Genomic DNA, 13,396 nt, shown 5'->3' with positions numbered 1-13,396 from the left:
CATCCAGCCTGCCTTACCTTGGTTACGCACACTTTCGGCCCGCGCCCCTCCATCTCTGTCCTGATAATTCGTAAAAAAATCTATCTATTTTATTGCTTATCAAAAAGGACAGGCATAATGAAACTCGCAGTCTTATTTGTAGCACTGGCGTCTGCTGGTGTGACTTCTGCTGCATTTGCAGCACAATTACAAGGTAAAGTGACTGACAACCAAGGCAATCCGGTGGCCAATGCACTGGTTAGTGTTGATGGTGGAAACCAAGTGACAACCGATGCCCAAGGGCAATATCGGCTACAAGTGGCAGACAACAGTCATTTACATCTGCATATCAGTAGTGACAAATTCAAACACAGTGAGCAAGACCTCAAAGTCAGTAGCGGCACTATCACTCAGAATTTCACCTTAAGCGCGAGCCAGATAGAAAACATTGTGGTCACCGCCTCACCTTTAGGTCGCTCTGCGCTAGAAAGCAGTACCCCTGTGACAGTTCTTAGCGATGATCAATTGAAACTCAATATTGAGCCAACGTTAGGCGATACGCTGGATAAATTGCCCGGCGTTCAGGCCTCCCACTTTGGTGCGGGAGCCAGTCGTCCCATCATCCGCGGCATGGATGGTCCCCGAGTAAAAATCCTCGAAAACGGTTTATCTGTTGGTGATGCTTCTACCGTGTCAGCTGACCACGCAGTAACTGCCGAAGCCGCGTCAGCGCAGCAGATTGAAATTCTGCGCGGCCCAGGCACGTTGCTTTATGGTAATGGTGCCATTGGTGGGGTAGTCAACGTGGTAGATAAGCGCCTGCACGAACAGCCGGTAGATAGTTTTAACGGCGAAGTAGGTGCCCGTTACGATACTGCTAACGATGGCAAGACCCTGAATGCTGACCTAAACGGCGGTAATGGTCAGTTTAACTGGCATCTTGACGGTACTCGACGCCGCACCGATTCTTATGACATCCCAGGCAACGCCATTGCCGAAGATGCGGCGACCCATGGCACGGTCGATAACAGCCAACTAAAACTGGATGAATATGCCGGTGGTGTGGGTTATACCGGTGATAACGGCTTTATCGGTGTTTCCGGTGTTCGCACTGAGTCTAACTATGGCATTCCAGGCCGTGGTGAAGAAGGTGCGCCCGATATCACTATCGATCTCAAGAAAACAGCCTGGCAGTTGCATGGCGGTTTATTAAACCCATTTGCGGGTTTCTCTAAAGTGCGTCTGGATGCCGGATACACCGACTATCAACATGCCGAAGAGGAAGATGGCGATGCTGATACCTTCTTCTATAACAAACAGACAGAAGCCAGGCTGACGCTCAATAACACGCCTTGGGGCGAATGGCAGGGTGCCATGGGCCTGCACTTTATCCACCGTGACTTTTCGGTGCAAGGAGCTGAACAGCTAACCCCCAATAGCAATACCGATACGGTCGCCGCTTTTATCATGCAGGAACGCAAAGTGAATGATTTCCGCTTTGAACTGGGTGGACGCATTGAGAGTTATCGCCTCAAACCTGAAGCCATGACACTGGATACGCTGGCTGGGGAAGAGGCGTATCAACCGCAGAAATTGAGCGATGTGAATGGTACTTTATCAGCAGGCGTAGTATGGGACTTCGACCCGTCTTATAACTTGAGTGTGGCACTGACTCGGGCGGAACGTTCAGCAACGGCCGAAGAGCTTTATAGCTATGGTCCCCACGATGCGACCCAGAGCTTTGAATTGGGTTCGGAATTCCGGGTAGAAAACGGCCAGATTGTGGTTAATGCCGGTAACGCAGATAAGGAGATTGCCAATAACCTCGACCTGACGCTGCGCAAACTCGATGGCAGTTGGACTGGCTCTTTAAGCATGGCCTATAACCGAGTAAATAACTTCTTCTATGAAGCCAATACCGGCCTCATTGCATCAGATCTGGTGAATAGCGATGAAGAAGGCGATCTACCGGTTTATCAGTATGCTCAAGGTGATGCCGAACTTTACTCACTGGAAGCACAAGCTAAGATCCCATTCAACGACCTATGGTCACTAGATCTGTTTAGCGATTACACTCGCGGTAAATTGGTAGACGGTGGCAATCTGCCAAGGATCTCGCCATTACGATTTGGCTCAACCTTGAATTTCGATCTGGATCAGTGGCATGCGGATGTCGGCATGATTGCTTATTCCCGTCAGAATGATGTTGCAGACAATGAAACAGAAACTGCAGGCTACACCCTCGTCAACGCTTCTGTGACCTATCGTTTGTTCAGTGATAATGGCGACATGTTGTTATACCTGAAAGGAACCAACCTTACCGATCAGGAAGCGCGGCCGCATACCTCACTGTTGAAAGATTACGCACCATTGATGGGACGCAATCTGATGCTGGGTGTCAGTTACTCGTTCTAAAAACATTTGACCAGTTGAGTAAGGGATCGTCAAAAAGCGAAGCCATTTGGCTTCGCTTTTTTATTAAATGCCGCTAATCATTGAACCTTTTACATACTCGCGAAGGAAAACTATTGCATTATGGTGCAGGATTTGGCCCACTGTGATGCATCACAATGCAACATAAAAATACATTATTATAACATTCAATCAGTTAATCTCTGGCATGGTTAATGCTGATGCCAACTGATAACAACTACCACAAGGAGAGAATTCAATGGCAGACAGCGACAAAACTAACACGCAGCGACGGCAATTTCTAAAGTTTTCCGGTATGTTAATGGGTGGCGCAGCCGTCAGTGGTCTGAGCCAACCGCTACTGGCAAAAACGCAACTTAGCCCAACATTCACGCCACCCAGTGCTGATAATCCCATCCGCATCAATTTCAATGAAAATCCGCTGGGGATGTCGCCTAAGGCTCAGGCTGTTGCCAAAGAAACCATAGCCATATCCAATCGTTACCCGATGAAAGAAATGTTTGAGCTGCGTAAGCAATTGGCAGATCAATATGGCATGCCAGAGACTGCGGTAATCCTCACATTGGGGGCGACCGAGGGCATCCGCGTGGTAATAGAAGCACTGGCCGCAGCCAATGTACAGTTAGTTGCACCAGAACTGACCTTCAGCGCCGCTGAAGATTATGCCCGCAGCAATGGCATGAAAATTACTCGGGTGCCAATGACCAAAACATGGGATATCGATTTAGCCGCCATGAAAAAAGCTGTGGCTGACTATAAAGGGCCGTCAGTGGTATATCTGGTCAATCCGAATAACCCGACAGGAGCCATCTGTAAAGCGGCAGAAGTGGAAGCGTGGATCAACAGTAAACCCGCAAATACGCTTTTCATGATGGATGAGGCTTATGCCGAATTTGCTGATGATCCGAACTTTCGCTCGGTTGCCCCGTTGCTCAAAGCGGGTGCTGACAATGTGATTCTGCTGAAAACTTTTTCTAAGTTATTCGCCATGGCCGGGATGCGTGTAGGCTATGCGGTGGCCACCCCGGCATTGATTGCCAAGCTGCAACCGAAAATCGGTGATAACCTGCTAAATTACTGTGGGATTAAGGCTGCCATGGTGTCATTGAAAGATGAAGCCTTCATCAAATACAGCCGAGCTAGTAACGATACCTCGCGCAAAATTCTGCTTCAGGCATTGAATGCACTGAACATTTCCTATGTGCCTTCCAACACTAATTTCATTTTCCACAAGCTCAACGTTCCTCTGAAAGAATATCAGGAACATATGAAACAGGCCGGGATCCTAGTAGGCCGAGCATTTCCACCAGCAGATGACTATTGCCGGGTGTCGTTAGGGACACCGGAAGAGATGACTTATGTTGCCAAGGTGATGCTGGAGTTTGGCAAAAAAGGCTGGATTTAAGCGGTTATCAATAGACAAAAGCCAGTGCATTGCACTGGCTTTTCTTTAAGTATCAGCTATTAAGGTCTTGGAAGAATTTCTTCACACCATCAAACCAGCCTTCGGCCTTAGGACTGTGTTTGCCGCCACCACTAAGGGTGTCTTCAAACTCACGCAACAGTTCCTTCTGGCGTTCGGACAGATTTACTGGAGTTTCCATCACTACTTTACATAACAAATCACCCACAGCATGGCTACGCACGGACTTCACGCCTTTACCACGCAAACGGAACATGCGCCCGGTCTGCGTTTCTGGCGGGATCTTCAGGCTGACCTTTCCTTCAAGCGTTGGCACTTCGACTTCACCGCCCAGTGCTGCTTTGGCAAAGGAGATCGGCACTTCACAGTACAGATTATTGCCATCACGCACAAAAATCGGATGCTCGCGCACCGTTACCTGTACATACAGGTCGCCCGCTGGCGCGCCGAATTCGCCGGCTTCGCCCTCGCCCGCCAGACGGATGCGGTCGCCGGTATCCACCCCGGCCGGGATTTTGACCGACAGGGTTTTGCTTTTCTCCATGCGGCCGTCGCCATGACATTTGCTGCAAGGCTCCTTGATAATCTTACCGCGACCATGACATGTCGGGCAGGTTTGCTGTACGGCAAAAAAACCCTGACGCATCTGCACCTGACCACTGCCATGACAAGTACCACAGGTGGTCGCTGAAGTACCTTTTTTGGCACCTGAGCCACCACAAAGATCACAAGTCGCTAGGGTCGGGATCCTTAACTCTCGGTTTACACCGCGAACCGCTTCTTCCAGTGACAATTCGAGGTTATAGCGCAGGTCGGAACCACGGGCGGGTTGTCTATGTCCACCACGACGACCACCGCCGAAGATATCCCCGAAGACATCACCGAAAATATCGCTGAAATCTGCACCATTACCCCCACCAAAACCACCTGCACCACGGCTGGGATCAACCCCAGCATGACCGAACTGGTCATAAGCGGCACGTTTGTCGGCATCGGTCAGAATTTCATAGGCTTCTTTGACTTCTTTGAATTTGGCTTCGGCTTCTTTATCGCCGGGATTGCGGTCCGGATGATATTTCATCGCTAGGCGTTTATAGGCCTTTTTGATGTCCCGTTCGCTGGCATCCCGGGCGACGTCCAATACTTCGTAATAATCTCGCTTTGACATAATCTCTCACGCGTTCTTGGCTGGAGCAGAACGAGCGGGCGTTAGGGTCACCCCATAACGCCCGCCTAATTAATCAGGGAAGATGTCCTGATTATTTCTTGTCGTCTTTAACCTCTTCAAATTCAGCATCGACGACATCATCGGCAGTAGCGTTGCTGTTGTTACCCTGATGGGCTGACTCAGCACCACCCTGAGCATGTTGCGCTTGGGCCTGAGCCACTTCTACCAGTTTGGCAGACGCTTCAATCAGTTCCTGAGTCGCCTTTTCAATCGCTTCTTTATCACTGCCTTTTACTGCAGTTTCTACCTTGCTGATGGCAGCATCGATTTTTGCTTTATCGTCACTGCTCAGGGCTTCACCCGCTTCAGTTACCTGTTTCTTGGTAGCATGCACCAGACCATCGGCCTGGTTACGGGCACTGACCAGTTCTTCAAACTTCTTGTCATCTTCTGCGTGAGCTTCAGCATCACGTACCATTTTTTCCACTTCGTCGTCAGACAGACCAGAAGAAGCTTTAATGGTGATGGCCTGTTTCTTACCGGTTTTCTTATCGGTAGCAGACACATTCAGAATACCATCGGCGTCGATATCAAAAGTCACTTCAATCTGTGGCATGCCACGTGGTGACGGTTCAATACCTTCCAGGTTGAACTGACCCAGAGACTTGTTGGCACTGGCCTGTTTACGTTCACCCTGCAACACATGGATAGTTACGGCGTTTTGGTTATCTTCGGCAGTTGAGAACACCTGCTGCGCCTTAGTAGGAATAGTGGTGTTTTTCTCAATCAGCTTGGTCATTACCTGACCCATGGTTTCGATACCCAAAGACAGTGGTGTTACGTCCAGCAGCAGCACGTCTTTCACGTCACCGGCTAACACCCCACCCTGAATTGCCGCACCAACCGCTACCGCTTCGTCAGGGTTCACATCTTTACGTGGTTCTTTACCAAAGAAGTCAGCCACGGCTTTCTGCACTTTAGGCATACGTGTCTGACCGCCCACTAAGATCACTTCGTTGATATCAGACACTGACAAACCAGCATCAGACAACGCCACTTTCACAGGTTCCAGTGAACGGGTGATCAGGTCATCTACTAGCGATTCCAGTTTAGCGCGGGTGATTTTTACCACCAAGTGCTTAGGACCGGTGGCATCTGCAGTGATATAGGGCAGATTGACTTCAGTTTGAGTGGTGCTAGACAACTCAATTTTCGCTTTTTCAGCAGCTTCCTTCAGACGCTGCATCGCCAGCGGGTCATTGCGCAGGTCAATGCCCTGCTCTTTCTTGAATTCGTCAGCCAGATAGTTAATCAAGCGGTTATCGAAATCTTCACCACCCAAGTGAGTATCGCCGTTGGTTGCCAGCACTTCAAACGTCTGATCGCCGTCATTGCTGTCAATTTCGATAACAGAGATATCGAAAGTACCACCACCGAGGTCGAACACGGCAATCACGTTATCGCCCTGTTTTTTGTCGATACCATAGGCCAGTGCGGCGGCTGTGGGTTCGTTGATAATACGTTTAACTTCCAGACCGGCGATACGGCCAGCGTCTTTAGTTGCCTGACGCTGAGAATCGTTGAAGTAAGCAGGCACGGTAATGACCGCTTCGGTCACTGGTTCACCGAGGAAATCTTCTGCTGTTTTCTTCATTTTCTTCAGCACTTCGGCTGACACCTGTGGTGGTGCCATTTTCTTGCCACGGCTTTCTACCCAGGCATCGCCGTTGTCGGCTTTGATGATCTTGAACGGCATGATGCTGACATCACGCTGTACTTCGTCATCAGTGAAACGACGTCCAATCAAACGCTTAATCGCGAAGAAGGTATTCGCTGGGTTGGTCACTGCCTGACGTTTGGCCGGCTGACCTACCAGGGTCTCATCTTCGGTATAAGCAATGATTGAAGGAGTGGTGCGATCGCCTTCAGCATTTTCCAAAACCCGAGGCTTGCCACCTTCAAGTACGGCAACACAAGAGTTAGTTGTGCCTAAGTCGATACCAATAATTTTACCCATGAGGTCCTCCGAAAAATCTTTTCTTTCGAACTAAAATAATCATCTGCTATGGATCTGGGGGCAAAGTTGTTGATTTCAAGGCCTTTGCCATACTACCCAAATCGCGCCTTAACCCCTATATAGGGGCGCAATTCTGCTTTACAAGGGCTCAGTTAAAAAAATTGATCTTAAACGCAACCTTTTTCATAAAGTGCCGCTAAAATACGCGCTGCTTACCGCTGAACCACAGCCGTGGTCCGGCTTTTATCCCTGTTTTACTGAGTTGAGTAGACATAATTGAAAACATCCTCACTGGCGTTTGCCTACGGTCTGGGTGCAGTTCTGCTGTGGTCCACAGTCGCAACTGCGTTTAAAATTGCCCTGACTTTTTTTACGCCGCTACAGTTGGTATTTGTTGCGACGATTGTGTCTTCACTCTGCTTATTATTAATTCTTGGACGACAGCGTAAGCTGCCATTATTGTGGCAACAGTTTCGTGCCAGACCACTGCTGTATCTGCAGACAGGCCTGTTAAGCCCGTTTCTTTACTATCAGGTATTGTTTAAAGCCTACGATATATTGCCAGCACAACAGGCGTTGTCGCTGAACTACACCTGGGGGATTTTGCTGCCGTTGTTATCGGTGCCTATGTTGAGTCAGAAACTGCGCGCTTCCGACATTGTTGCGGCTGTCGTTGCCTATACGGGGGTACTGTTCATCGCGACCGAGGGCAATATCACCGCCATGCATTTTGAAAATCCGTTGGGGATTGGGCTGTGTTTTACCGGCACACTGCTGTGGTGTCTGTACTGGATAGTCAATACCAAGGATAAAGGTGACCCAGTGGTCAGCCTGCTGTTGAGTTTTCTGGTAGCATTGCCTTGTATCACGTTGATGTTGGTATTCACCCAGTCATTACCGCAACTCAGCGTTAAAGCCGTGTTGGCAGGCACCTATGTGGGGTTGTTTGAAATGGGCATAACCTTTGTGCTGTGGTTAATGGCGCTTAAAACGGCGACGCGTACCGCCAGCATCAGTAATTTAGTGTTTTTGTCACCGGTATTGTCGATGTGTTTTATTGCTGTGATCTTGGGTGAGACCATCCTGCCATCAACCCTTGCCGGGCTCGGTCTGATCATCCTAGCGTTATTGCTGCAACAACTACTGCCACATTTGGGCAACCACCGCCGACCACGGTTCCGGCGGACACTGTGACAGGCAACATCTGTTTTTAATTGGTTTAGGAGGTCAGTGTGACACCTGCAATCGATCTTGCCAATAAAGCCAAGATTAACTTCAGCGTCCACGAATATCATCACGATAAGAATGCTGCATCTTATGGGGAAGAAGCCGCCAATGCGTTGGGATTGAACCCGGATCAGGTGTTTAAAACCCTGCTGGTCAGCAGCGATGAAAAGAGTGCGCCAATGGCTGTGGCGCTGGTGCCGGTAAATCATCATTTGAGTCTGAAAGCCGCCGCTAAGGCGCTGAAACAGAAAAAACTGGTAATGGCGGATCCACAACTGGCGCAAAAATCATCAGGTTATCTGGTCGGCGGGATCAGTCCACTGGCGCAGAAAAAACAGCTGCCAACCCTTATCGATAGCAGTGCCAAGAATTTTACTGAAATCTATGTCAGCGCTGGCCGTCGTGGTCTGGAAATCTGTCTGGCACCAGAAGCGCTAGCGGCGTTATGTCGCGGCAGTTTTGCCGACATAAAAAGCGAATAACCCGTTGCATTCATAAATGACAAAGGCCCTTTTGCGGGCCTTTGTCAGGGTGTAATAACAGTTACCGCATTAACTGCGAGATGTGTAATCCCCGACCGCCAACCATTTATAGGTGGTTAAAGCTTCTAGCCCCATGGGACCACGCGCATGCAACTTCTGGGTGCTTACCGCAACCTCGGCCCCCAAACCAAACTGACCGCCATCGGTAAAGCGGGTGCTGGCATTAAGATACACCGCCGCCGAGTTCACTTCATTCATAAAGCGAGTCGCAGTGGTAATGTCATTGGTGAGAATGGCTTCTGAGTGACCACTGGAATATTGCCGAATATGGGCAATCGCTTCATCCAAATCCGCTACCACTTTTATGCCAAGTGTCAGTGACAGCCACTCAGTGCGATAGGTTGCATCACTGGCCGAGCGCACGTCATAAGCAGGCAACAGCTGCCGGGTGGTCTCACAACCGACGAGACTCACTCCTTCTGCTGACAAAGTAGCTGCTAGTTGCGGCAGATAATGTTCGGCAATCGCCTCATGCACCAATAAGGTGTCCAGCGCATTACACACGGTTGGCCGCTGTACTTTGGCATTGACTATCACTGACGTTGAACGCGATAGATCGGCCGCCTTATCCAGATATAAATGACAAATACCAATACCACCGAGGATCACCGGAATAGTTGCCTGCTCGGCACATAAGCGCTGCAACTTACTGCCCCCTCGAGGCACTATCATGTCGACGTATTGATCCAGTTTTAGCAATCCAGTGACCAGCGCTCTATCTGGATCATCGATAAGCTGCACCGCATCGGCAGGCAAACCGAACTTCGCAATTCCCGCACGGATAGCTTGCGCCAGCGCCAGATTAGAATTAACTGTCTCTTTGCCACCACGCAGGATCACCGCGTTACCGGTTTTCAGCGCCAGCACGGCAATATCCACCGTGACATTAGGCCGAGCTTCGTAAATCACCCCAATAACGCCCAGAGGTACAGTGCGGCGACACAAGCGGATACCATTATCGAGCAAACGCGAATCGAACTCGCGGCCAATCGGATCGGCTAACGCGATAACATTGCCAATATCGGCAATCACAGCCGCGAGACGTTTATTGTCCAGCAGTAGTCTGTCAATCATTGCCGCATCTAATCCTGCCGCTTTGGCCGCGGTAACATCTTTGGCATTCGCCGCCAGAATGTCATTGCTCGCCAATTGCAGCGAATCAGCAATCGCTTGAAGTAATTCTCGTTTATCAGCAGCGGTGAGATTTGCCAAGGCAAAACTTGCCTCTTTCGCCCGTTGCCCTAGCTGTTGCAGGTATGTTTCGCTCATAAAACCACCATATCGTTACGGTGTACGATTGCATCACCATGATCATAGCCCAGCAGCGGCTCAATATCGTCGGAATGTTTACCAGCAATGATACGCAGGGCAACGGCGCTGTAACGGCTGATACCACGGGCAATTTTATGCCCATCCTGATCCAGTAACTCCACCGTTGCGCCGCGCTCAAAATTGCCTTCGACGGCAATAATACCTTTGGACAGCAGACTGCGACCTTTTTCTGATACCGCTTTAACCGCTCCCGCATCCAGCAACAACCGTCCCTTAGCCTTAGGTCCGGCAAGGATCCATTGTTTGCGGCTTTCGAGCGGATTTTCGGTGGGGCTGAAATGAGTCCCAACCGCTTGATGACTGCTTACTTTGATAATAACGTCAGGATGATGACCGGAAGCAATCACCACTTCTATGCCAGCGCGCCTAGCGATATCCGCCGCCTGTAGCTTGGTTGCCATGCCGCCGGTTCCCAGACCAGACACAGAATCACCGGCAATTTCCCGCAGATTATCATCAATATTTGCCACTTCGCTAATCAAGTGCGCCTCGGGGTGAGTACGCGGATCGGCATCAAACAAGCCTTTCTGATCAGTCAGCAGCAGCAACAGATCTGCATCACACAGCAAAGCCACCCGTGCCGACAGATTGTCATTGTCCCCCACTTTGATCTCATTAGTGGCAACCGCATCGTTTTCATTAATGATGGGGATAATATTCTGTGCCAGCAATGCCGTTAGCGCATCCCGAGCATTCAGATAGCGTTCGCGATCATGCAGGTCAGCACGGGTCAACAGCAGTTGCCCCACATGCAGCCCGTAAATACTGAATAATTGTGCCCACGCCAGGATCAGTTGGCTTTGACCAACCGCCGCCAATAACTGTTTATTGGCAATAGTATCGGGCAGTTCAGGATAAAGCAGATGTTCGCGTCCGGCGGCAATGGCCCCGGAAGTACATAACACAACTTCAACACCGCTACGCATCAAAGTTGCCATCTGTCTGGCTAACTCCACCATGTGTGCTTTATCGAGCTTTTTACTGCCAGAAGTTAGCACGCTGGTGCCCAGTTTTATCACTACCCGTTTGTAACGGGAGTTTGAAAGGTCCATCGTCTACTGTAAAAAAATGTTTCGGGGATTCATCTTATACCCAATCCCCGCCAAGATTCCTAGCAGCTGAGGGCAGGAAATCGCTGAAATCCCCATAAAAAAACCGCCAGAGCGGCGGCTTTCCCGATTATACAGTTCAGGCCCAGATAAATTTAGCGATAAATAACAACGCCAGCACGACCACGCCGACATTGAGATCCTTGAAACGACCGCAGAGCACTTTGATCGCCGCATAAGTAATGAAGCCACAGGCAATGCCATTGGCAATGGAATAGGTGAACGGCATGATTAGCGCAGCGACTACCACAGGTGCGGCTTCAGTGAGATCTTCCCACTCCACATGCAGCAAGCTGGAGGTCATCAGGATCGCCACATAAAACAGCGTGCCCGCAGTGGCATACGCCGGAACCATGCCTGCCAACGGTGAAATAAACAAGGCTGCAATAAACAGCAATCCCACCACGACCGCCGTCAGTCCGGTACGCCCCCCCGCACACACACCCGCGGTACTTTCAATATAACTGGTGGTGGTTGATGTCCCCAATGCCGCACCAGCAATGGTTGCCAGACTATCAGCGGTCAATGCCCGATTAAGCCTTGGTAACCGGCCATTTTGGTCTAGGAAGCCACCGCGATGCGCCACGGCCACTAAGGTACCGGAGGTATCGAATAAGTCGACAAACAGGAAAGCAAACACAATAGAGATCATGCTGACGTCCAGCACACCCGCCAGATCCATCTTCATAAAGGTAGGCGCAATCGATGGCGGCATAGAAACAATCCCGGAATACTTCACATCACCAAACAGCAGCCCAAGAATAGTCACGGCCAAGATACTCATGATTACCGCGGCTTTATAGCCACGATGCACAAAGGCGATGATCAGCAGAAAACCCAAAATCGCCATCACTGCATGGAAAGAGGTCAAGTCTCCCAGTCCAACTAACGTGGCGGGATTATCCACCACAATCCCAGCCCCGCGCAGACCAATCAACGCCAGAAACAGCCCGATGCCGGCAGCAATCCCCATGCGCAATGACATGGGAATCGAATTCACCACCCATTCACGAATGCGTACTAACGACAAAATCAGGAAGCAACAACCGGAGAGAAATACCGCACCTAGGGCGGTCTCCCAGCTATAGCCCATATCACCGACTACTGTGTAGGTAAAAAAGGCATTCAGCCCCATTCCCGGTGCTAAGGCAATGGGGTAGTTCGCTAATAATCCCATCACCAAACAACCGACAGCAGCCGCCAAACAGGTCGCCACAAAGACAGCGCCCTGATCCATGCCTGCGTTCGCCAGCATGCTGGGATTAACGAAAATAATATAGGCCATAGTCAGAAAGGTAGTGATACCTGCTAACACTTCCTGCTTAAGCGATGTCTGATGTTCTTTGAGTTTAAACAGTTTTTCCAGCATGGAACTGGGTTCCTTGATTATTATGTAGTGTAGGGCAAGATTTAATAACAGTTATTTAACAAAACTGCATTGGCAGCGGCAGATTATAAAAACTTTGCCTGAACCACACCAGACAAAATATGCCAAGGACAGACGGGAGTTATGCAATTGCCTAGCTGATCACAAAACCTCCAGCCGAGATTTTAGGCAAAAAAAACCTGCTCAGAAGAGCAGGCAGAAATACGTTAAACGCCCATAGACCTGGGAACTTTTGCACAAACAGACTGATTAGCCAAAGGATATACCCGGCTATGAAATCTGTATCAACAAGCAACCACGCATGTGGTCAAAGTAGCGAGGGGGATTGATGCAGAAAGATGGAGCCCTCCTGATCCCAGTCATACGATCAGCCTCAGTGGTTTAACAGAAAACCGTTAACACTGCAGAGTCTTATGCTGAATCCAGAAAAGATTGGGGACGCTTCCAGAACCAGAACAACACCGCAGCAATAGCCACTCGGCTCATTAGTCACAACATCATCGCTAGCAGCTAAAAATAATACACTTATGAAATTTAACTACAAGTTTTATGGCTAAATAATTTTGTTTTGAAAGTTTTTTGTATTTTAATTTCAAAAATACATAGTTCTATCGAGATAAAAAATCATAAAAGATTAATGTATTATTTCTAACTTTATGAATTTATTGTATTTTTAACACCCACCACCAAATAACAAGTTAACACCATTAACAAACAGTACAATCACCACATCCCAGTCATCACTGGTAGATTGCCGCTGCATCGGTCGCTTCAATAAA

General features: G+C 49.4%; 9 protein-coding genes. 4 read left to right on the top strand and 5 right to left on the bottom strand.

Going from position 1 to position 13,396, the window contains the following annotated elements; all coding sequences use genetic code 11:
* Nucleotides 1-117 precede the first annotated feature (117 nt).
* Nucleotides 118-2,394 carry a TonB-dependent receptor gene (locus tag IE064_RS12270; protein WP_189618069.1) on the top strand — a complete coding sequence of 759 codons (2,277 nt, stop codon included), beginning with the start codon at nt 118-120 and terminating at the stop codon, nt 2,392-2,394.
* A 256-nt stretch (nt 2,395-2,650) separates the two neighbouring features.
* Complete coding sequence (locus IE064_RS12265) at nt 2,651-3,817, top strand: pyridoxal phosphate-dependent aminotransferase (RefSeq protein WP_189618068.1); 1,167 nt, start codon at nt 2,651-2,653, stop codon at nt 3,815-3,817.
* Nucleotides 3,818-3,869: 52 nt separating this feature from the next.
* Here IE064_RS12265 and dnaJ read toward each other — a convergent pair whose 3' ends face one another.
* On the bottom strand, nt 3,870-5,003 hold the full coding sequence (gene dnaJ / locus IE064_RS12260) for a molecular chaperone DnaJ (protein ID WP_133039575.1): 1,134 nt from the start codon (nt 5,001-5,003) through the stop codon (nt 3,870-3,872).
* A gap of 91 nt (nt 5,004-5,094) precedes the next feature.
* On the bottom strand, nt 5,095-7,020 hold the full coding sequence (gene dnaK / locus IE064_RS12255; protein ID WP_133039576.1) for a molecular chaperone DnaK: 1,926 nt from the start codon (nt 7,018-7,020) through the stop codon (nt 5,095-5,097).
* Between the two features lie 276 nt (nt 7,021-7,296).
* Here dnaK and IE064_RS12250 point away from each other — a divergent pair, with 276 nt between their 5' ends.
* Both IE064_RS12250 and ybaK read left to right on the top strand, forming a co-directional pair.
* Nucleotides 7,297-8,214 carry a DMT family transporter gene (locus IE064_RS12250; protein WP_133039577.1) on the top strand — a complete coding sequence of 306 codons (918 nt, stop codon included), beginning with the start codon at nt 7,297-7,299 and terminating at the stop codon, nt 8,212-8,214.
* 38 nt (nt 8,215-8,252) lie between these two features.
* Nucleotides 8,253-8,729 carry a Cys-tRNA(Pro) deacylase gene (gene ybaK / locus IE064_RS12245; RefSeq protein WP_189618067.1) on the top strand — a complete coding sequence of 159 codons (477 nt, stop codon included), beginning with the start codon at nt 8,253-8,255 and terminating at the stop codon, nt 8,727-8,729.
* A 69-nt stretch (nt 8,730-8,798) separates the two neighbouring features.
* On the opposite strand, the gene IE064_RS12240 is transcribed toward ybaK, so the two are convergent.
* The 3 genes from IE064_RS12240 to IE064_RS12230 form a co-directional block, all read right to left on the bottom strand.
* Nucleotides 8,799-10,058, bottom strand: a complete 1,260-nt coding sequence (locus IE064_RS12240; protein WP_189618066.1) for a glutamate-5-semialdehyde dehydrogenase — start codon at nt 10,056-10,058, stop codon at nt 8,799-8,801.
* Nucleotides 10,055-11,173 (bottom strand): glutamate 5-kinase, encoded by a 1,119-nt coding sequence (gene proB / locus IE064_RS12235; RefSeq protein WP_133039580.1) that lies wholly within the window; start codon nt 11,171-11,173, stop codon nt 10,055-10,057. Before proB ends, IE064_RS12240 begins: the two co-directional genes overlap by 4 nt.
* Before the next feature lie 136 nt (nt 11,174-11,309).
* The gene (locus IE064_RS12230; RefSeq protein WP_133039581.1) at nt 11,310-12,599 is read right to left on the bottom strand and encodes an NCS2 family permease; all 1,290 of its coding nucleotides are present in this window, start codon (nt 12,597-12,599) and stop codon (nt 11,310-11,312) included.
* Nucleotides 12,600-13,396: the final 797 nt, after the last annotated feature.

It is taken from the genome of Shewanella fodinae (assembly GCF_014651955.1).
Lineage (GTDB): Bacteria > Pseudomonadota > Gammaproteobacteria > Enterobacterales > Shewanellaceae > Shewanella > Shewanella fodinae.
This window is presented reverse-complemented; position numbering and strand designations above follow the sequence as displayed.